The following is a 19,825-nucleotide window of genomic DNA, read 5'->3' as shown; positions in this document are numbered from 1 at the left end:
TATGTGTGGAGTAGTTGGTATAGCTGGTAAATCACCTGTTAACCAAATGTTGTTTGATGCGTTAACGATGTTACAACATCGTGGACAGGATGCAGCCGGGATCGTAACTTGTCAGGATGGTCGTTTATTCCTGCGTAAAGATACGGGTATGGTGCGTGATGTGTTCCACACACGTCATATGCGTGCATTACATGGTAATTATGGTATTGGCCATGTTCGTTACCCAACTGCTGGTTCTTCAAGCAGTGCTGAAGCTCAGCCATTCTATGTAAACTCACCTTATGGCATCACGCTTGCACATAATGGTAACTTAACTAATGCTGCTGAAATTCATGATGACTTGTTCAAGACTGACTTACGTCATATGAACACCGATTCAGACTCAGAAGTATTATTAAACGTATTTGCTCACGAATTGCAAAAACGCGCAAAACTTACACCAAGCGCTGAAGATGTATTCCACGTGGTTTCACGTGTGCATGAACGTTGCAAAGGTGGTTATGCGGTTGTTGCTATGATCACAGGTCAAGGCCTTGTGGGTTTCCGTGATCCAAATGGTATTCGTCCATTGATTTACGGTTCTCGTGAAACTGAAAATGGTATGGAATATATCATTGCGTCTGAATCTGTCGCAATTACCGCGCTCGGCTTTAAAGTTGAACGTGATATTGCACCGGGTGAAGCAATTTATATTACTGCTGATGGCGTGATGTCGACCAAGCAGTGTGCAGTAGCCCCTGAATATCGTCCTTGTATCTTTGAATACGTATATTTTGCGCGTCCAGATGCGACTATTGATGGTATTTCAGTTTACAAAGCACGTTTGAAAATGGGCGAAAAACTTGCTCAGAAAATTCTACGTGAATGGGGTGATGAGCACGATATCGATGTCGTGATCCCAATTCCTGATACTTCACGTACTTCAGCGCTAGAGCTTGCAAATACCTTAGGTGTGAAATTCCGTGAAGGCTTCATGAAGAATCGTTATATCGGTCGTACCTTCATTATGCCGGGTCAGCAACTTCGTAAGAAATCTGTGCGTCAAAAGCTCAACCCTGTAGAGTTAGAGTTCCAAGGCAAAAACGTACTATTGGTTGATGACTCGATTGTTCGTGGTACAACTTGTAACGAAATCATTCAAATGGCGCGTGATGCGGGTGCGAAAAAAGTATTCTTTGCGTCTGCTGCACCGATGGTGAAATATCCAAACGTGTACGGTATCGATATGCCAGCCAAATCTGAACTGATTGCGTCAGAACGTAGCGTTGAAGAAATCCGTGAAATTATTGGTGCTGATCGCTTGATTTTCCAAGACTTGGAAGATCTGAAATCTGCAGTACGCACCAAGAAAGTCCCTGAGTTACAAGACTTTGATTGCTCGGTATTTGATGGTAAATATGTGGCAGGCGGTATTGATGCTGAATATTTGGCAGCTTTAGAGCGTAAGCGTAATGACTCTGCAAAAAATGAAAAGCCAGCTTATATCGATGTTAACATTGATGCAGCTTCTGTGGATTTAACAGGTGTTCGCGAAGAATAATCTGCTGAAAACACACTGAAAAAGCGGGAATTTCCCGCTTTTTTCATTTATGATGAGCAAACAAAAGACAATGTAGCTTAAGGGTATTACATTGAGACGTGTGGGTTATGATTTTATAAAAAACAAAAATATGTTTTGGCCTGTCACCATGTGTATGGCGGCAGTGTTTTTGACCGTCGCAATTATTAATGTAATTGTCGGTTTAATTGTGGATTATTATGATTCCACTCAGTCTATCTATTGGCATGTCCTTAGCCCATTTTTAGTGGCGGCTGTGCTGCTGATTATGTTGGTTTCAGTTCTCTATGATTTTTACACCTTTCGTTTAGGTGGTTATTCACTTGCCAAACAATTAGGTGCGCGTCGTCTCAGTCTGATAGAAAGTATTCCTGAAGAAAGTGTTGCACTGCGTATGACTGAGCAGCTGGCAGATACTTTTTTAATCGATACTCCTGCACTTTATGTCCTACCTGATGAAGTGGGTGTGAATGCGCTCACCGCTGGTTTTAGCCCTCGAGATACATCGATCATTTTAACCTGGGGTGCCTTACAAACCCTAGATGAGATGGAAATGTATGGTTTGCTGAGCCATGAATTTAATAAGATCTTGTCGGGGGAAGCTGCTGAAAATACCCGTTTGAAAATCTTATATAGCGGTTTGACGACCTTTAGTCAGTGGGGCAGTAAAATTGCAAAACGTGGTTTCTATAAAAATGGACAAGCACGGGACAATAAGTTTGAAACGCTCTTTGTAGCGATTGGCGCAGTTATTTGGTTGATCGGTAGTTTAGGTGTTTTGATTTCCCGCTTTATTAAATATATCTCTTTGGGTTCTCGAACCTATCGTAATGATCAGAAAACCAAACGTCTGATTCAAAATGATGCCAATATTCAAACCTTATTAAGGATTTATGTGCATCATTCAGGTTCGCAAATTCATAGTGAATATGCGGAATCGATTTCTCATATGTGTTTTGCAAACTCACTCAGTCCGCAAAACTGGATGAATATTCATCCGAGTATTGAACAGCGCATTTTTGAATTAAATCCAGCGCTCATTCATGACCTGCAACTAGAAAATTTAAAAAAACTGCGAAACCAGCCGCTATTTTATTTATTCCGTTCACTAGAAGAAGCTAGTCCAGATGTTGCAACACCATGGAACTCGCCACAACCATTACCTTTACTGCGCTTGTCACCGATTAGTTTTGCGATACGAGATGCAATTAAACCGTTGAACCCTGAGATTCGTGAAAATTGGCAGCGGCCTGAATTGATCCAACGTGCCTTGCAAACAGCAACGGGTTCGCGTGAGGTGATGGTTGCGATTTTAATGATTCGTCAGTATCGAGAGTTTATTCCGACTGAAGCTGAAGTGAGTCGTGCGATTGTGGATGCCTTATTGAATCTTGATGGTCGTGTGCATATCTCCATTTTTCATGAGGCATGTAAAAATATTGGCACTATGCCTGCGACGATTTCACGGCAGTTCTTAACCAAGCTTGCCAAGATTATTCAAGAAGATGGTGAAATTGGATTACTCGACGCCTTACTACTTGAAACAGTCAAATATGAGTTAAATCTGTTGCCTGCACATACACCTACATCTTTAGAAGATGTAAAACCGAGTATTGTGCGTTTGATTGATGCCTTGTTGCATGTGCAACAAATTAACAGTGATAACCAACTCGAAGTGCGTGAAAAAATCCTCAATCGAATCTTAACGAAAGAAGAACTAGAGTTCTATCGCGATATATCTGATGAGCCAATTGATTTGGCTGAAATCCTAAATGATATTTCTGGGCTGCTGCTGCGTGAGCGTCTAAGCATTCTTGGGGTTGCTGAAATATGTTTATGGAATGATCGAATTATCACGCAAGATGAGTTGGATGTTTTGCAGCTACTATATTGGCGTATTGGATTTGAATCAGCTGAGATAGTTGAACTAATGCAAAAGAAAAATAGTTTAATGATCGTATAATTATTTATAGCGGCTTGATTTATGAATAGATTAAAAGTGTCAATGAAAAGTAATCTGAGCAAGTCTACATAATCATTAGAGAAATAGAGTGGTCTAATTGATTTATAAAAGTTCAGCAAAAACCAATGAATCCCGTTAGAATATCAAGCCTTGAATAGGTGAAAATGAAAGCATGATTGGGCATCAGCGAAGCATAATGGCGGCAATGGGAATTGATGTATGGATTCCTCAGGCGGCTCCGTGTCAGCAATTTAGCTCAAATATTTGGCGAGATCAGGCGGCTCCTGAAATAGTCTCTGAAATTCTACTCAAAAATGAGCCTCAGCCAACGCCTGTTTCATCACAGACTGAGCTTAAAAACAACGTTGATGTTGTTGTAAATCAACCTGTAGAAGCACCTAAAGATGAACCAAAGGTTGTTGAGCCTGTTGAAGTTCGTCCGATTGTTCAAATCCCTTCGTTTAACTTAGAAGCCATCTGTTTAATGCACTGTGTCATTGTCATTGATGCCACCGAATTAACTGCAGAGCAGCAAGTTTTGTGGAGCAATATTCAGCGCGCAGTCAGTGCCGATTTCTTTGCTTTACAGTGGCCTTTTGGCTGGGTGAATTTGCAAGATGGTCGTGGTGCAGCCTCTTATGTACAGGGTTTTATCGATGCGATGAGCTTGGATAAAAATGTCATTTGTCTAGGCGATATTCCGCATTTAGAGCATGCGAAGGTGTATCCATTGGCATCTTTACAGCAAATGATTGAACAGCCTTTATTAAAAAAACGCCTATGGCAATTTATGCAAAATAAGGCAGGACAAAATACTTAAATTACGTAAATGGAAAATTTATGCAAAAAAAAGTAGTGGTTTTTAGTCAAATAGATCAAGAAATAATTCAACGTTTAGAACAGCATTTTAAAGTTTTCCAAATTAGCCCTAAATTGGGCGATGTGAATCAGCAAATTCTTGAGCATTCAAAAGATGCTGACGCCATGATCGGTGCGGGACGTTTGTTGAATGCTTCGAATTTAGCGCATACGTCACAATTAAAAGTCATCTCAAGTGTAAGTGTCGGTTATGACAACTATGATTTAGCATTTTTTAATCAAAAAAATATTTGGTTGAGCCATACTCCGCATGTATTGACGGAAACTACAGCAGATTTAGCATTTACTTTGTTGATGAGTGCAGCACGTAAAGTGCCTGTATTGGATCAATGGACCAAACAAGGGCAGTGGAAGCGTACAGTGGGTCCTGAGCAATTTGGTATGGATGTCTTTGCTAAAACTATTGGTATTATTGGCTTAGGACATATTGGCGCAGCGATTGGGCGTCGTGCTCGCTACGGCTTTAATATGAATGTACTCTATCATAATCGCCGAGAAAAAATTGAATTGGCTGAATCGTTATCAGCGCAATATTGTGATTTGGATGATTTGTTGCAACGTGCTGACTTTGTGGTCGTTGCAGTGGATTTAAATGCAGAATCGAAAGCTTTAATTGGTGAACGTGAGTTGGCCTTGATGCAATCGCATGCGGTATTGGTCAATATTTCACGCGGTTCAGTGATTGATGAAGCCGCTTTAATCGATGCATTAAGTCGTGGTCAAATTTTTGCAGCAGGCTTAGATGTTTATGAGCAAGAGCCACTTCAAGAATCGCCATTATTTACATTAGCCAATGTCGTGACATTACCCCATGTGGGTTCAGCAACAGCGGCAACTCGTAAACGTATGGCGGAATTGGCTTATCAAAATCTAGTGGATGTTTTGGTACATGAGCGCGCGCCACGCTATGTGGTCAATCCAAAATTTGAATAAACAATCACAACAGTTTTCTCCATAATTCACCAAAATTCAATGCTATATTCGATGAAGTACGAATATGAAATTTAGAGAATAAACTTTGAAAAAGATTTTACTGGCATGTGGTCTCGGGCTTTGTTCGACATTGGCGCAGACGCAGTCCGTAGATTTTAGTTCATCCCCACAATTTTCTGTGCCTGAAATAGGTAGTGGCGTCGGCTTGTTGGATCAACAAAAAGAGCGTGCCATTGGCGAGAAGGTGTATCGTGAGGTGCATCGTCAACTTCCTGTGACTGAAAATCCGTGGATGGAAGATCGTCTTTTATCTGTCTTTACGCATATTTTGAGCCAAACCCAACTCAACCAACCGGTCGGTTTGTTATTAATTAATGATCCACAAATTAACGCTTTTGCTGTGCCGGGAGGTTTATTTGCATTAAATGCTGGATTAATTAATTCAGCTCGCAACATGGATGAAGTGGCAGGGGTGATGGCGCATGAAATTGCACATGTCTCACAACGTCATTACAGTCGTTCACAAGAAGCTTTTAAAGGGCAAGGTTTATTGTCACTAGCCGGTATTTTGGTCGGAGCCTTGGTGGCCTCACAGGCAGATGGTGATGTCGGTGCGGCTGTAATGATGGGTTCACAAGCCGCTTTGATGGATAAACAGCTAACCTATAGCCGCAATCAAGAACGTGAAGCAGACCGCATCGGGATGCAGTATATGTACCGTGCAGGATACAATCCGCAAAGCATGGCTGACTTTTTTGAAGTGATGCATCGCTCTACGAGTCGAGTGAGCTTTCTGCCTGATTTTTGGTTGACACATCCTTTAACCACGGAACGTATGAGCGAGGCGCGCTTACGTGCCAATCAGTTGCCTCAAGTTAAAACTAGTTTGGTTGATCAAGATTTTGAAATTCTGCGCTGGTATAGTCGAGTACTCTCAGGTCAGGCAACTGAATTGCAATTAAATACAATGGTGGCACAAAAGAATTATGCAGCTGAGTTGGCTTTGGTGAGCTTGCATATTAAACAAGGTGACTTTAGTGCTGCTCAAAAGTTATTAAATGAAGCAGCAAAACAAAATGCATCGCATGCACTTTTTACTATTTTGCAGACCGATGTGCTGTTGGGCCAAAATAAAGCAGCCGATGCCGTGAACGCTGTGAAAAGTTCGGCAATCATCATGCCTGAAAATCGTGCATTAAATTATAAATATGCAGAGGCTTTGATTCGAAACAAAGAATATGCGCAAGCACAACTGATTCTACAGCGATTTTTACAAGCGAACCCACGTGACTTGAGTGGTTGGCGACTGATGTTGCAAATGGCTGATGCAGACAAAGACGCAAGCTTCCGTTCTATTAATGTGCTGCGCTATCGAGCTGAAGTAGAGTATTGGGGCGGGGATGAAGAACGTGCGATTAAATCTTTGCTACAGGCGCAGCGCATCACCAAAGACTCGAAAAGTCTTTCTGCAAAAATCAAGCAGCGTGTAGACGAAATGCAAAATGAACGGAAATTAAAAATATAAAGATTTCAACTGTGATGCACTTATCTATGTCGATTATAAAGTGCAAATTGTAGTTTTAGTGGCTTAGATTAATCAGTGTAAACTAGCTGGATGTAAAATGTTTATGATTAAGAACTTACAAATGAAAAATATGATTTTGGCGGCCTGTCTGTTGGGCTTAGCAACGAATATTGCAGCAGCTAGCGCAGAACAATATGTGATTGCTGTGAATGATATTAACGAAAAATATAAAACTGATGTACGCCAATTTTTTAGTCAGTTAGACCCGCAGCAACAGGGATTTAAAGCAGACCAGCAAGTGAAATACTGCGGTATTGTTCAGACTTATGTGAATGATCTTTATCGTGCTGCAGACGAAAATCGTGCATTTTTAGATCGTGAGTACCGTAATATGAATAAGCAGGATGTGATTCAGCAGGTGATCGCATCAAAAGAGATGCAATTATTAAAAAAATATAATGTGCAGTGTGCCCTAAATTAAAATTGGTTTTACAAACATTTTAAATCATTGCGAGAAACTGAAAAAAATGAAACTCGATGATTTTGATATAAGTCATGGCAGAATCACGCTTCAGTTGATTCAGCGTCACGATGCAAAAGCACTTTATGAAGCGATCTGTCAAAGTATAGAGACCTTACGAATGTTTCCTGCAAGTTTGGCTTGGTCCTTACAAGAACCTAATTTAGATGCTTCATTGGCATTTTGTGATTCGAGAGTGTTGGCTGCGTTAAATCAGGAAAATTTTGTTTATGTGATTCGTGAGCAACAGTCGCATAACTTTCTAGGTGTCATGGATATTCATCAAATCAATTGGATGGAAAACCAAGCTAACGTTGGGTTTTGGGGAAGTGTTGAATTTAAAGGGCAGGGTTTGATGACAGAAGCTTTGCAGTTATTTGTGGATCAATTATTGAATGATCTAGGATTTCAGCAATTAAACGCTTTTGTAGATGTAGAAAACAAGCAAGCACGACGTCTATGTGAACGAGCAAATTTTAAATTGATTGAAATCGAACAAGCTGCAATTCAAAATCCAGTAGATGGAAGTTGGCGAGATATTTGTAAGTATGAAATCGTTAGATAAGAAAGAAAATTATAAATGATGAATAAATTTGAATTTGGATAATTTGGCTATTTAAGTCATCAGCGTACTTAAATAGACCAAATCAAACAATATAGATGAAAGATTAAGAGAGTTTCGCTTTAATTTTAGCTGAAACTTGTGCAGGATCGGCACGTCCGGCTATGAGCGGACGTAGAGAGTTCATCACCTTACCCATATCTTTCATGCTAGTAGCTTCTTGCGCAGTAATCGTTTGCGCAATGATGGAATCAAGTTCTTCCTCAGTCATAGCTTCTGGTAGAAATTGAGATAACACCTCAATCTCGGCTTGTTCCTTACTAGCTAAATCATCTCGGTTTGCACCTAAAAAGGCTTTAACCGATTCTTTGCGTTGTTTGATTTGCTTTTCAATGACCGCAAGAACTTGCTTATCGTCAAGCTCTATGCGCTCATCGACTTCGATTTGCTTGATTGCTGCCTGTAGACTACGTATTACCGTTAACTTATCCATTTCTTTAGCACGCATAGCGGCTTTTAAAACTTCAGTTATTTGGTTTTTTAAAGTAGTCATTTATCTTGTCCAGGTTAGTCAATCAATCACAAATTAATCTTAGTAAAGGCGAGTAGTACGTACTGATTCGCGAGCCAATTTCTTTTGGTAGCGTTTAACAGCAGCAGCTTTTTTACGTTTACGTTCTTGAGTTGGTTTTTCGTAGAATTCACGTTTACGAACGTCAGCAAGAACACCCGCTTTTTCGCATGAACGTTTGAAACGACGGATAGCTACGTCTACTGGTTCGCCTTCTTTCAATTTAACTTGTGGCATGAAGAATCCTCATTAAGTTATGGATAAGATCTCGGGTCGAATTACCCTTGATCACAAGTGAAGGTCAGTATTTTACTCATTTACATCTCATATCACAAGTCTATAATAGGTTTCGCAATATTTTGAAATGGGCAAAAGGCAGTTTAATGATCGTTTTAGGCTTGGAAACTTCGTGTGATGAAACAGGACTCGCACTCTACGATAGTGAGCAAGGATTACGCGGACAAGTATTGTATAGCCAAATCAAACTGCATGCAGAATATGGTGGTGTGGTACCTGAATTAGCTTCACGTGACCATGTGCGTAAGTTAATTCCGTTATTAAAACAATTGCTTGAAGAAAGTCAGATGGATAAATCTGAAATTGATGCCATTGCATATACTCGCGGGCCGGGCTTGATGGGTGCATTAATGACAGGCGCATTGTTTGGTCGTACGTTGGCATTTGCACTGAATAAACCTGCAATTGGTGTACATCATATGGAAGGTCATATGTTGGCGCCGCTGTTGTCTAAAACTCCACCAGAATTTCCATTTGTGGCACTTTTAGTCTCTGGCGGACATACTCAATTGATGGCTGCTTATGGAATTGGTCAATATGAATTATTGGGTGAGTCGATTGATGATGCAGCAGGTGAGGCATTCGATAAAGTCGCTAAAATGATGGGTCTACCATACCCAGGTGGTCCAAATATTTCGAAATTGGCGATCAATGGTGACATCAATGCCTTTGAATTTCCACGTCCAATGCTACACCAAGGTTTAGATTTTTCATTTAGTGGTTTAAAAACTGCCGTTTCAGTTCAACTAAAAAAAGTTGAAGGCGAAGGTCGTGAGGCGGATATCGCTGCATCATTCCAAGAAGCGTTGGTTGATACATTGGTGAAAAAATCAGTGAAGGCCTTAAAACAAACGGGTTTAAAACGTTTAGTTATTGCCGGTGGTGTAAGTGCAAACAAGCGTTTACGTGAGCGCTTAGAAGCTGACTTGGCAAAAATCCGTGCAAATGTGTTTTATGCAGAACCTGCGCTGTGTACAGATAATGGTGCAATGATTGCGTTTGCAGGTTATCAGCGTCTTAAGGCGGGTCAGCATGATGGTTTGTCTGTTACAACTACACCGCGTTGGCCGATGACGGAATTGAGTAATCCAAACGAAGCGTAAAAATCGTTAAAAAAAGAACCGCATTTGCGGTTCTTTTTTTTAATCTAAATTTGAAAATAACTGCGCGCTGCTGATTTTTCGCATAAATCCTGCACGTTTTAATGCCAATGTCACCATGTTAGTATTGCAAGATTGAATGCCTTCAAAATTACCAAGATCTTCTGTAATGAGTTTCCATAAATCACTTAAATCATTACATAGGACATGCCAGAAAAATTGTGAATCTCCACTAATGCCAAATAGGCAGCGTGTGTTTTTAAGTTCAGACAAGGTTTTGGCAATTTGATTTGCTGCATCTGGACGAGCTTTAATCAAAATAATCGCTTCGGACTTATAGCCCATCAAACTGGGTTCTACATCGACACGAATGTTGAAAATGCCTTCTTCCAATAAATCATTCAATAATTTCTGAGTTTTATGTTCACTGAGTTCGATTTGCTCTGCCAAACTTTTAATAGATGAACGCCCATCAATAGACAGAGCATGAATCAGTTTTAACTCTATTTCAGTCAAACTTCTAAAATTGATGTTTTTATCGCTTGTACCTTCTAAAGCTTTGGGTTTGCTTGCCCAAGTAAATGGTTTTAATACGGCTTGGGTTTCTACGGTTTTAATATCCGGAATATGCGTAACAAAATCATGCATCCAAACAGAGAGATCGGCGGCCTTTTCTAATCCAATTTCAAGGAAAATATCGGCAAGTCCTGTGGTTAGAAAAACAATGCGTACTTCTGGACGGTTTGCAAAAAATTGCGCAACTTCTTTTTCCTTCCCAAATTTCACACTGATCCAGACATGAACGGTGTAACCCTTATTGGCAACCACAGGATTTAATTCAATTGCAGTTCGTATAACTTGGTCATCTAGCAATCTACCTAGACGTCGAGACAGCTTTTTTTCAGGGACATCACTAATCTGGCTCAGTTCTCGCCATGATCCTCTCGGATTGGAGATAAGAGCTTTGATGCATGCAGTATCGATTTCGTCGAAACTAAAAGATTCACTCATGATGATTGACTTGTCTAAAAACTAATTATAATCTAAATTTAAGTCTAGAAAATAAAATACAACCTGTATTTATGTCTAAATATTAAATGAGACGCTTATGGATGAGTCAAAAATGCAAAACTCAATTTCCACACAAGGAAATGTATCACAAAAGAAAGTTATTCTTGCAGGAACTGTAGGAAATGCTATTGAATGGTTCGATTGGACGATTTATGCAACTTTTGCAGTATTTTTCGCGAAACAATTTTTCCCATCAGATGATCCAACTGCATCCTTGCTTGCGACCTTCGCAATTTTTGCTGTAGGTTTTTTCATGCGTCCATTAGGTGGAATCGTATTGGGGATCTTTTCTGACCGCTATGGTCGAAAAGCAGCTTTGGCCGCAACCATCATAATGATGGCAGGTGGTTCTTTGATGATAGGTCTTTCACCAACCTATGAATCAATTGGTATTTTTGCGCCGATTATTTTGGTATTAGCGCGATTACTTCAGGGTTTATCTTTGGGTGGTGAGTTCGCTTCAGCGGCAACTTATCTTTCAGAGATGGCACCAAAAAATAAACGCGGATTCTATTCAAGCTTTATGTTTTTCAGTTCAGCGATTGGTATTTTGATGGCCTCAGGTCTTGCTTGGGCTTTAACAAGTGCTTTAACTGAAACGCAAATGAGCGAATACGGATGGCGTATTCCGTTTATTTTGGGTGCGATTGGCGGCTTGGTGGGTATGTGGATTCGTAAATCAGTACCTGATAGCGAAATGACCCATAAAAAAGAATCAGTAAAAAATCCTTTGGTTGTACTGATTAAACGTCATCCGAAAGAAACGCTTCGTATTGTGGGTATTTCTATCTTAACAACATTTGCATTCTATATTTTTGTGGTCTATGTCCCGACCTATGCCATTAAAGTTTTAGGCGCAGAGCCACAAACAGCCTTTGCTGCAAATACTGTTGGCTTAATTATCTTTATGCTGTGTCAGCCTGTATTTGGCTGGCTATCAGACAAAATTGGTCGTAAACCGCAGTTGATCGTGTTTGCTGTGGGATATTTAGTGTTCTTTTATCCAATCATTAAATGGATGGATGGCACGTTTGCATCAATTTTATTGGTCGAGCTTTTCGGCTTGGTTTTATATGCTTTATATACCGCCATTGGCCCAGCTGTCATGTCTGAACAGTTTCCGACAGAAGTTCGTGCAGTTGGCATTGGCGCACCCTACAACTTGATGGTGGCTTTACTCGGCGGCACAACACCGTATGTGCTAACTTGGCTACAAAGTATTGGTAAACAAGATTATTTCTACTTTATGGTATTGGTTGGCGCATTATTAACATTAATCACATTTATGAAAATGCCTGAAACGGCAGGAAAAGGTTTGGAAGATATAAAATGAATATTGTGAATTTATCTGCACTTGAGCTTGGTCGCCAGATTGCCTGCAAAAAGATAACTTCAGTAGAGACAGTTCAATTTTATATTGATCGAAACCAAACATTTAAACATCTAGATTGTATTTCGGAATTATTCGAAATCGAGGCTTTGCAACAGGCACAACATTTAGATGAGTTGCTTCAGCAAGGCAAACGATTGAGTCCATTTCATGGTGTGCCAATTTTACTAAAGGATAATCTGGATGTAGCGGGTCATATCACCTATGCAGGTACGGTTTATTTAGATCAAAAAGCGCAAGCGAACTGTAAACTGGTTGATCAATTGCAAGATTTAGGTTTTGTGATTTTAGGTAAAACTAAAATGACCGAGTTGGCTTTTGGTTTGTCTGGTCAAAATCCAATGCAAGGCACACCTAAAAACCCGTGGGCAGAGCAGCAATTTGCACCGGGTGGATCATCTTCAGGTTCAGCGGTTGCTGTGGCTAGTGGTCTTAGTCCTATGGCCTTTGGCGGTGATACAGGTGGTTCAATTCGCACACCAGCAGCATTAAATGGCATATTTGGTTTTAAACCTTCAGCCCATAAAATTGCCGACACGGGTGCAGTACCTTTATCTAAAACTTTAGATACTCTTGGACCTTTTGCAAGATTTGCAGACGACATTAGTGCATTAGTGAAATTATTGACGGATGTAGATGTTGGAGCGGCATCAAGTCAAAATGTAATTTATGCTTTAGATGAATCTGCATTTCCATATACGCTTGAGCCTGAGGTATTAACCCTTTGGCGCGAAGGGCTAAAATGCATTGAATCATTGGGAATCGAAATTAAAAACTGGCAACCACCTGCACATTTCGATTTTCATAATTTATCGGACCGGACGTCTGACATTATTGCTTATGAAAGTTATTTATATCATGGCGATACAGCTGAAAATGCTGAAACACAGATGTGGGAATTAGTTCGTCAGCGTGTGCTACGCGGTAAGAGTATTTCACAGGAAAAATACGAGTCATTGATTGCAGAGCGAACTGAGTTTCAGCAGACATTTAAAGCTTCTTTAAATGGTCAATGTTTGCTGTTTCCAGTGAGCCCATTCCTTGCAGCTGTGTCAAGCTCAACGGATACCGAGTTTAGTCATGTGGGTGAATACACGCGTCCATTTAACTATTTAGATGCACCAAGTTATGCTTTTCCAATGACTCAAAGTGAAAGTGGACTGCCGATGGGTATTCAGTTGGTTTCATATCAAGCTAATGATGTTAATGTGGTAAACACAGTGCAGAAAATTGCCAATGGTTTAGGTATTCGTTCTGTCCTTCCACCTATTTGTCAGAATTAAAGAATCATTTGTCATATTCAATTATAAAGAACCGCTATAGCGGTTCTTTTTTTATTTAGTTTTTTGGCTCTAGGCTTGTTTAAGTTGTTCTGACCCAATCCAATGCTTTGAAAATTGATAAGCAGCACGCCCTGAACGTTGCCCACGACCTTGACACCAACGTAGTGCCTCAGCATGCGCTTCATCTGTCCATGGCATCTCGGCTTTAGCCAAATAATGTTCAACAATTTCTAAATATAAATTTTGATCCATTGGATAAAAAGACAGCCACATCCCAAAGCGGTCAGAAAGAGATATTTTTTCTTCAATCGCTTCTTGTGGATGGAGCTCAGTATATTGAGGCACATCTATCTTGGTTACAGGTGTGTTTTCATGCATGAATTCAGGCAATAAATGACGACGGTTACTGGTAGCATAAATAATAAAATTACTTGAACCTGATTGTAATGAACCATCCAAAACACTTTTTAAGCTGCGATAGTTTTCATCTTCAGCATTGAATGCCAAATCATCACAATATACGATAAATTTTTCAGGGCGATGTTCAATTAACTTTTGAATTTCTGGCAAATCAGATAGATCATCACGCTCAATTTCAATTAAACGTAAACCTTGGTCTGCATAATGGGTGAGCAGAGCACGGACGATGGATGATTTACCTGTACCACGAGAGCCAGTGAGTAAAACATCGTTGGCAGGTAAGCCTTTTAAAAACTGTAAAGTGTTTTGAATCACTTTTTCTTTTTGACGCTCAATTCCTTTTAAATCTTCTAAATACATGACTTTGGGCTGTTGAATGGCTTTAAGCTGTTTATCTTGCCATTTAAAAGCGATACTCGAAAAATCGGGTGCTTGTTTAAGCTCAGGCAAACTGTGCTGTAGTTGTAAGAGTACAGTAGATAGTGATTGAAGGATGTTGTCAGGTAAATCAATTGTAGCCATGATAAGTCAGCTTGTCGTGTCTTGTTGTTGGTTAGTATATGACAGCAGTGTACATCAATAATGCAGTTATAATCGCCTAAATATGTCAAAGTTAAATGATTGTTCTGGCAGATCAGCGCTATTCGAACAACCAAAAAGTTGTTATAAATCTAGCCGAGTGAACAGTTTAAAATGTGCTGAGGGATAGTCATGTTGTTTACAGGGTTTTCAAAAAGTATTAATCCACATCAGGCATATCGGATAAAAAAATTAAAGCGTCAGCTTGACCGTGCTGAGTGTTATGAAGAATGGAAAGATATCGCACTTAAAATAGATGAAGAATCGGGTGCGCAAGAATGGAAATTCGATAATAGTTCACCGTATTTTGATGCAGAAATTATTACTCATCGTTTAGGGTTACTGAGACGATATCGTGCTCAGAAACGTACTCGAGATTTGATGTACATTTTAAGTGAAGGTTTAACTTATGATGTGGGTAATATTGCCCATCCTTTACTGTTTACAGAAGCCTACGTCGGCACCAAAAAAATTATTGAAGACTATGTTGATGAGGTGAGTCAAAGTTTGGCTTTTATCGCATCTGAGGAATGCGTTTGTCTCAATGCTGCACAAAAAATTGAATTCTTTGAACAAAGCCAAAAAGCCTATGGTCAACCTGTTTTGATGTTTTCAGGCGGTTCAACTTTAGGTTTGTTTCATACCGGTGTGTGTAAAGCACTGATGGAACAAGATTTGATGCCAAAAGTTCTGTCTGGTTCCAGTGCTGGCGCCATTATGACCGGGATGTTGGGTGTATCTAAACCGTCAGAATTTACCAATTTATTAAATGGACAAAACTTCTTTAGTGAGGCATTTCACTTTCGTAAATTGACTGAGTTAGTGCAGGGTAATGGCGGTTTGGCAGATGTAAAATATCTGAAAAAGTTTTTGGTTGAAAACTTAGGTGACTTAACTTTTGCCGAAGCATATAAGCAATCAGGTCTGCATATCAATGTGGCAGTTGCGCCTTATGATGCATCACAAGATGCACGAATTATGAATGCGTATACATCACCCGATTTGTTGGTGTGGAGTGCAGTGTTGGCATCATGTGCAGTGCCCATTCTATTTCCACCAGTACGACTGACCAGTAAGCGTTATGACGGGCAATTTACGCCATATATGTCGGCAACGCGTTGGGTGGATGGCAGTGTGCGCAGTGATTTCCCACAGGAGAAAATGGCGCGTTTGTATAATATTAATTACAGTATCGCCAGTCAGGTCAATCCGCATATTGTGCCGTTTATGCAGGATGATGCTTCACGCTTTCGTAAAAGCATGTTGAGTTGGCCTGAGCGGATCGTTCGTCGTCAAGGTAAGGTGATTAGTAAAGGGGTGATGGATTTTGCCCGTGAGCGTGCAGGAAGTATCCCACCTGTAAGACGTTTGCTTGATCATGGTTATGGCGTGGTGGATCAGCGTTACTATGGTGATGTCAATATTGTGGGGAAATATGGCTTAAGACACTATAGTTATATGTTGCAAAATCCTCGACCCTACCTGTTTAAAGTATTGCAGCGTGAAGGTGAAAGAGCCACTTGGCCGAAGATTTCATTAATCGAAACGCAAGCCCGCATTGGTAAGACCATTCAGCATTGTTTGGAATTATTAAATTATCAAAATGAACCCAGTCAACGACATGCAGAATTTATTGCGGTTTAAATCCACAGATTTAGCGCAAACCATTTGCGAGCCAAAAACCAAAACCAAAAGTTTGGTTTTTGGCCGTCGTCTATATCAATTTCAATTCAATCAACAACGTTATTGGCTCAAGGCGCAAGTCAGTGACAGCAGCCCTGAACATGTAGCTAGTTTTGGTCGAGAAATTGAGCTGTACCAGCTATTCAATCAAGCGTCTACACAAAACAGTATCACGCTACCTTTTCAAATGATAAAACAGTCGCATCTCAGTATTCAGCAAGAGCCTATTGATCGCCTATTAATACTGCCGAATGCTGAGCCTTGGTTCGTACAGCCTGCATCAAGTTTGAGAATCGAACAGGTGAGGCAAGTGCTATGGCAAGCACTCGATGTGGTTGAACGATTAAGCTTGCACGGTTGGATACATGCAGATTTAAAACAAGAGCATTTTGTGAATTGGCAAGGGCAGTGCAGACTCATCGACTTTGAGCAAGCGCTACCTTTAGAATTTGATCAGTTAGATGCCTTAACTGCGACACCACGTTATATGGCTCCAGAACTTTTCCATGGACAAGCAAAATCTTTGCACAGTGATATCTACGCATTGGGGATAATTTTCTTGGAATGGCTGACATCACAGCGTTTAGAGGCGAAAAACTATCAAGATTGGGCCTATTTACATTGCCAACGCTTAAAGCTTGATCTGCCGATACAATATCAAGGGTTTAATCAGCTATTGCAACACATGTTGATGAAGCAAAAAAATGACAGATTGGTGGATTTTTATCGCTTAAAAAGCGACTTAGTTGCTGAATTTGCTTAAGAAAAATACAAAAAAAGCACTATTGTTTTTTATTTAAACAAACAAGATGCTTTTTTATAAAAAAGGCTTGTCATGTAGGGGTGATCTCTATAATATACACAGCCATCGGGGACGTGGCGAAATTGGTAGACGCACTGGATTTAGGTTCCAGCGCCGCGAGGTGTGAGAGTTCGAGTCTCTCCGTCCCCACCACTGAATTACTAAACATGAGTTTGGTAATGAAGGTCACAGAGGATTGGTGTAATGGTAGCATGACGGTCTCCAAAACCGTTCGTCAAGGTTCGAATCCTTGATCCTCTGCCAAGTTTTAAAAAGTCTGACAATGTCAGCAACCCTGTTGGGGACGTGGCGAAATTGGTAGACGCACTGGATTTAGGTTCCAGCGCCGCGAGGTGTGAGAGTTCGAGTCTCTCCGTCCCCACCACTTAATTTATTAAGTTGCTAAATAAACAGGTTTTTAAAACAAATTAAAGTCTGACATTGTCAGCACCCGAGTTGGGGACGTGGCGAAATTGGTAGACGCACTGGATTTAGGTTCCAGCGCCGCGAGGTGTGAGAGTTCGAGTCTCTCCGTCCCCACCATTAGATTAAGCAAGGTTTTATACCTTGCTTTTTTGTTTTTGAAATTCGAAAAAATCAGTGTCTTAAACATGGTCTTTTTTGAAGACTAATTCTAATAAAAAAATCTAATGAAAGAATGATGAACGAAGAGATACAGCAAGATGTCTAATCTTGCTTTTTGATTGTCTAAAATTTCTCTCGTTAAAATGAGTCAGTAAAACAAAGGTGAAAAAAAGCCCGAAAATACGGGCAAATTTTGAAATGCGGATTCGAATCAATCGAATTAAATCATTTATTTCTAATCGTTCGAATAAATTATAAAGAAGATTATGCCTTTAAATGATCTTCAAACTCTTCACCGAGCTGCATGGCCAAAGCATTACCAGACAAGTCTACAGTCACTAGACCATATTCTTTTTTAAAACTGAATGTAAATCCACGATTATCTGCCAGTGTACGAACAGAATATCCTAACTTTTCTAACCAAAGACGGAAGGCAACTAAATTTTTTGCTTTAACCACTTTTTTCACGAGCGAACTCCTTATCAATCATTAAAATATTAAATAGGGGTGTCAAAATATTTTTTAAAGGGGAAATGAAAAACTTTTATTTAAAATATGAAATTTTGATGGATAAATAAACAGATTATTGGCTTGTAAACGGTATAAACTCATTTAACTTGCTGTTTTATAAAAAGCTAAACTTAATGTAAGTAAATATAACGTATTTTAAAAATTAGGTTTTTGGCAGTTGGATTAAAATATATCCTATGTGCATAGAGAAGCTGTGCGCAAAATAAACGATTGCTTGGCTTAGAATGCACAGCTGTTTGGGTATGCAGTTGTGGATTGCAAATAACAGCTTGTTCAAAGCCTAATTCGCTGGATAGGTGAGCTTGCAATGCTATTTCTCATCAAGATTTATCGAAATGCTTTTATACTATGTTCTATTGGTATAAGTAGATTGAACGCATGCAGAACATTGAGCACGATGTCAAAGCAAAAATTGAACAGATGCAACAAGCGGGACAGACGCCTGTTGCGGTGATGCTTGGACATGAAGATTGGTTGGTCTTTTCGGAGCAATCCAAAGTGGCATATACACCATTTGGTAGTGCACGACGTTATCAGCCGGCATTAGGTGGTTTATTGATGGTACGTATCGATGAAATGCAAGCCGTACGAGTTGTGACTCAAGCTGAATTGGATGAGTTTGCTGCCACCAATCAAATTTTATAAATATAAAATGATGAATTGGCCCGAAATATTCATCACAAATAAAAAAGTTTATTTGTGATGAAATCTAAAATGCTTATAACTCGCAATCCAATTAAAAATTGTCTTTGAGTTCTCTTAAGCGTTGAAATGCTTCAACACTTTCTGCGCGTAAAAATGGATTGGTTTCTAGTTCTAATTCAATGCTGCTTGGCAAAGTACATTGTCCGAGCATGCGTAGGGATTCAACCTCATCAAACCGCTGTTGTATGGCAAGGTTGTCAGGTTCAACATGCCGCGCAAACTGCGCATTCGATAGGGTGTATTCGTGAGTACAATACACTTGAGTTTCAGCAGGGAATGCGGCTATACGGTTCAATGAATCGTACATTTGTTGAAAGGTGCCTTCAAAAACACGTCCACAGCCCATAGCAAATAATACATCGCCACAGAAAAGCGTATGAATGTCATCGATAAAATATACGATATGACCGAGGGTGTGGCCGGGGGTTGCTGTTATTTCAATTTCAAGACCATGAAATTCAAAACGGTCATTATGATCGAGAGGATAATTCACCCATGGAATACGACTCAATTCTGCACGGGGACCGTAAACGGCAATGTTTTTATCCTGAATAAGTTCCGGTACGCCACCGACGTGATCTTTATGCCAATGAGTTAACCAAATTTGTGTGAGATTGAGTTGATGTTCCTGACAATAGCGCTCGACCAAGGCAGCTTCAGTAGGATCTACCGCAATGACATCATGGCTTTCGGTGTGTTCAAGCAGCCAAATATAATTTTGCAGTGAATTTTTGACATCCAATGTATGTATTTTAAACGCCATATCCATTCATTCAATATTTAAAATTAAGTTAAAGTTAGCATGAAAATGCTCAAAACGGATGATTATCCATTTTTAGCCCTAGATAAACGACAGATCTCACAGCGC

Annotated in this window: 19 protein-coding genes and 4 tRNA genes; 17 read left to right on the top strand and 6 right to left on the bottom strand. The window is 39.9% G+C overall.

Features of this window, described 5'->3' with window-relative positions:
• Nucleotide 1: 1 nt before the first annotated feature.
• The 7 genes from purF to LXF01_RS10290 all read left to right on the top strand — a co-directional run bounded on the left by purF (nucleotide 2) and on the right by LXF01_RS10290 (nucleotide 7,943).
• The gene (gene purF / locus LXF01_RS10320) at nucleotides 2-1,540 is read left to right on the top strand and encodes an amidophosphoribosyltransferase (protein ID WP_233944278.1); all 1,539 of its coding nucleotides are present in this window, start codon (nucleotides 2-4) and stop codon (nucleotides 1,538-1,540) included.
• 91 nt (nucleotides 1,541-1,631) lie between these two features.
• Entirely contained in the window at nucleotides 1,632-3,521 is a 1,890-nt protein-coding gene (locus tag LXF01_RS10315) for a M48 family metalloprotease (protein WP_180007308.1), read from the top strand.
• Nucleotides 3,522-3,693: 172 nt separating this feature from the next.
• Entirely contained in the window at nucleotides 3,694-4,341 is a 648-nt protein-coding gene (locus LXF01_RS10310; RefSeq protein WP_180066792.1) for a hypothetical protein, read from the top strand.
• A gap of 20 nt (nucleotides 4,342-4,361) precedes the next feature.
• Complete coding sequence (locus LXF01_RS10305; RefSeq protein ID WP_233944277.1) at nucleotides 4,362-5,333, top strand: 2-hydroxyacid dehydrogenase; 972 nt, start codon at nucleotides 4,362-4,364, stop codon at nucleotides 5,331-5,333.
• A gap of 85 nt (nucleotides 5,334-5,418) precedes the next feature.
• Nucleotides 5,419-6,858 carry a M48 family metalloprotease gene (locus LXF01_RS10300; RefSeq protein ID WP_180074025.1) on the top strand — a complete coding sequence of 480 codons (1,440 nt, stop codon included), beginning with the start codon at nucleotides 5,419-5,421 and terminating at the stop codon, nucleotides 6,856-6,858.
• 121 nt (nucleotides 6,859-6,979) lie between these two features.
• Entirely contained in the window at nucleotides 6,980-7,339 is a 360-nt protein-coding gene (locus LXF01_RS10295) for a hypothetical protein (RefSeq protein ID WP_111885700.1), read from the top strand.
• Between the two features lie 46 nt (nucleotides 7,340-7,385).
• Entirely contained in the window at nucleotides 7,386-7,943 is a 558-nt protein-coding gene (locus tag LXF01_RS10290; protein ID WP_233944276.1) for a GNAT family N-acetyltransferase, read from the top strand.
• A gap of 103 nt (nucleotides 7,944-8,046) precedes the next feature.
• Here LXF01_RS10290 and LXF01_RS10285 read toward each other — a convergent pair whose 3' ends face one another.
• Together LXF01_RS10285 and rpsU are read right to left on the bottom strand one after the other, a co-directional pair.
• Complete coding sequence (locus LXF01_RS10285; protein ID WP_078193617.1) at nucleotides 8,047-8,493, bottom strand: GatB/YqeY domain-containing protein; 447 nt, start codon at nucleotides 8,491-8,493, stop codon at nucleotides 8,047-8,049.
• Between the two features lie 39 nt (nucleotides 8,494-8,532).
• Complete coding sequence (gene rpsU, locus LXF01_RS10280) at nucleotides 8,533-8,748, bottom strand: 30S ribosomal protein S21 (protein WP_001136722.1); 216 nt, start codon at nucleotides 8,746-8,748, stop codon at nucleotides 8,533-8,535.
• Nucleotides 8,749-8,894: 146 nt separating this feature from the next.
• Between rpsU and tsaD the strand changes: the two genes are divergently transcribed.
• Nucleotides 8,895-9,911, top strand: coding sequence for a tRNA (adenosine(37)-N6)-threonylcarbamoyltransferase complex transferase subunit TsaD (tsaD, locus tag LXF01_RS10275; RefSeq protein WP_180023873.1), 1,017 nt, complete (start codon nucleotides 8,895-8,897; stop codon nucleotides 9,909-9,911).
• Nucleotides 9,912-9,950: 39 nt separating this feature from the next.
• Here the strand turns inward: tsaD and LXF01_RS10270 are convergent, their stop codons facing one another.
• Nucleotides 9,951-10,919 (bottom strand): Lrp/AsnC family transcriptional regulator, encoded by a 969-nt coding sequence (locus tag LXF01_RS10270; RefSeq protein ID WP_180171524.1) that lies wholly within the window; start codon nucleotides 10,917-10,919, stop codon nucleotides 9,951-9,953.
• Nucleotides 10,920-11,016: 97 nt separating this feature from the next.
• Between LXF01_RS10270 and LXF01_RS10265 the strand changes: the two genes are divergently transcribed.
• Both LXF01_RS10265 and LXF01_RS10260 read left to right on the top strand, forming a co-directional pair.
• Complete coding sequence (locus LXF01_RS10265; RefSeq protein WP_180077697.1) at nucleotides 11,017-12,312, top strand: MFS transporter; 1,296 nt, start codon at nucleotides 11,017-11,019, stop codon at nucleotides 12,310-12,312.
• Complete coding sequence (locus LXF01_RS10260) at nucleotides 12,309-13,652, top strand: amidase (protein ID WP_233944275.1); 1,344 nt, start codon at nucleotides 12,309-12,311, stop codon at nucleotides 13,650-13,652. Before LXF01_RS10265 ends, LXF01_RS10260 begins: the two co-directional genes overlap by 4 nt.
• A 69-nt stretch (nucleotides 13,653-13,721) precedes the next feature.
• Here the strand turns inward: LXF01_RS10260 and LXF01_RS10255 are convergent, their stop codons facing one another.
• A complete protein-coding gene (locus LXF01_RS10255; RefSeq protein ID WP_233944274.1) occupies nucleotides 13,722-14,594 on the bottom strand; it encodes an ATP-binding protein in 873 nt (290 codons plus the stop codon).
• A gap of 189 nt (nucleotides 14,595-14,783) precedes the next feature.
• On the opposite strand from LXF01_RS10255, the gene LXF01_RS10250 reads away from it, so the two are divergent.
• The 6 genes from LXF01_RS10250 (at nucleotide 14,784) to LXF01_RS10225 (ending at nucleotide 17,679) form a co-directional block, all read left to right on the top strand.
• The gene (locus tag LXF01_RS10250) at nucleotides 14,784-16,295 is read left to right on the top strand and encodes a DUF3336 domain-containing protein (protein ID WP_180102671.1); all 1,512 of its coding nucleotides are present in this window, start codon (nucleotides 14,784-14,786) and stop codon (nucleotides 16,293-16,295) included.
• The gene (locus tag LXF01_RS10245) at nucleotides 16,273-17,097 is read left to right on the top strand and encodes a protein kinase domain-containing protein (RefSeq protein WP_233944273.1); all 825 of its coding nucleotides are present in this window, start codon (nucleotides 16,273-16,275) and stop codon (nucleotides 17,095-17,097) included. Before LXF01_RS10250 ends, LXF01_RS10245 begins: the two co-directional genes overlap by 23 nt.
• A 107-nt stretch (nucleotides 17,098-17,204) precedes the next feature.
• A tRNA-Leu gene (locus tag LXF01_RS10240) sits at nucleotides 17,205-17,289 on the top strand.
• Nucleotides 17,290-17,326: 37 nt separating this feature from the next.
• Nucleotides 17,327-17,400 (top strand) — tRNA-Trp (locus tag LXF01_RS10235).
• Nucleotides 17,401-17,436: 36 nt separating this feature from the next.
• Nucleotides 17,437-17,521: transfer RNA gene (locus LXF01_RS10230), tRNA-Leu, on the top strand.
• 73 nt (nucleotides 17,522-17,594) lie between these two features.
• Nucleotides 17,595-17,679: transfer RNA gene (locus LXF01_RS10225), tRNA-Leu, on the top strand.
• A gap of 306 nt (nucleotides 17,680-17,985) precedes the next feature.
• Here LXF01_RS10225 and LXF01_RS10220 read toward each other — a convergent pair.
• Complete coding sequence (locus LXF01_RS10220; protein ID WP_078188846.1) at nucleotides 17,986-18,189, bottom strand: hypothetical protein; 204 nt, start codon at nucleotides 18,187-18,189, stop codon at nucleotides 17,986-17,988.
• Nucleotides 18,190-18,630: 441 nt separating this feature from the next.
• On the opposite strand from LXF01_RS10220, the gene LXF01_RS10215 reads away from it, so the two are divergent.
• On the top strand, nucleotides 18,631-18,897 hold the full coding sequence (locus LXF01_RS10215; protein ID WP_078193609.1) for a hypothetical protein: 267 nt from the start codon (nucleotides 18,631-18,633) through the stop codon (nucleotides 18,895-18,897).
• A 91-nt stretch (nucleotides 18,898-18,988) separates the two neighbouring features.
• Here LXF01_RS10215 and gloB read toward each other — a convergent pair whose 3' ends face one another.
• The gene (gloB, locus tag LXF01_RS10210) at nucleotides 18,989-19,720 is read right to left on the bottom strand and encodes a hydroxyacylglutathione hydrolase (protein ID WP_180023866.1); all 732 of its coding nucleotides are present in this window, start codon (nucleotides 19,718-19,720) and stop codon (nucleotides 18,989-18,991) included.
• Between the last annotated feature and the right edge of the window lie 105 nt (nucleotides 19,721-19,825).

Source organism: Acinetobacter sp. SH20PTE14, assembly GCF_021391555.1.
Lineage (GTDB): Bacteria > Pseudomonadota > Gammaproteobacteria > Pseudomonadales > Moraxellaceae > Acinetobacter > Acinetobacter amyesii.
This window is presented reverse-complemented; position numbering and strand designations above follow the sequence as displayed.

Coding starts and splice junctions, on each gene's coding strand:
- purF (WP_233944278.1), top strand. CDS start 2: ATGTGTGGAGTAGTTGGTATAGCTGGTAAATCACCTGTTAACCAAATG.
- LXF01_RS10270 (WP_180171524.1), bottom strand. CDS start 10,919: ATGAGTGAATCTTTTAGTTTCGACGAAATCGATACTGCATGCATCAAA.
- LXF01_RS10265 (WP_180077697.1), top strand. CDS start 11,017: ATGGATGAGTCAAAAATGCAAAACTCAATTTCCACACAAGGAAATGTA.
- LXF01_RS10310 (WP_180066792.1), top strand. CDS start 3,694: ATGATTGGGCATCAGCGAAGCATAATGGCGGCAATGGGAATTGATGTA.
- LXF01_RS10215 (WP_078193609.1), top strand. CDS start 18,631: ATGCAGAACATTGAGCACGATGTCAAAGCAAAAATTGAACAGATGCAA.
- LXF01_RS10250 (WP_180102671.1), top strand. CDS start 14,784: ATGTTGTTTACAGGGTTTTCAAAAAGTATTAATCCACATCAGGCATAT.
- LXF01_RS10245 (WP_233944273.1), top strand. CDS start 16,273: ATGCAGAATTTATTGCGGTTTAAATCCACAGATTTAGCGCAAACCATT.
- LXF01_RS10255 (WP_233944274.1), bottom strand. CDS start 14,594: ATGGCTACAATTGATTTACCTGACAACATCCTTCAATCACTATCTACT.
- LXF01_RS10305 (WP_233944277.1), top strand. CDS start 4,362: ATGCAAAAAAAAGTAGTGGTTTTTAGTCAAATAGATCAAGAAATAATT.
- gloB (WP_180023866.1), bottom strand. CDS start 19,720: ATGGCGTTTAAAATACATACATTGGATGTCAAAAATTCACTGCAAAAT.
- tsaD (WP_180023873.1), top strand. CDS start 8,895: ATGATCGTTTTAGGCTTGGAAACTTCGTGTGATGAAACAGGACTCGCA.
- LXF01_RS10290 (WP_233944276.1), top strand. CDS start 7,386: ATGAAACTCGATGATTTTGATATAAGTCATGGCAGAATCACGCTTCAG.
- LXF01_RS10295 (WP_111885700.1), top strand. CDS start 6,980: ATGAAAAATATGATTTTGGCGGCCTGTCTGTTGGGCTTAGCAACGAAT.
- LXF01_RS10285 (WP_078193617.1), bottom strand. CDS start 8,493: ATGACTACTTTAAAAAACCAAATAACTGAAGTTTTAAAAGCCGCTATG.
- rpsU (WP_001136722.1), bottom strand. CDS start 8,748: ATGCCACAAGTTAAATTGAAAGAAGGCGAACCAGTAGACGTAGCTATC.
- LXF01_RS10260 (WP_233944275.1), top strand. CDS start 12,309: ATGAATATTGTGAATTTATCTGCACTTGAGCTTGGTCGCCAGATTGCC.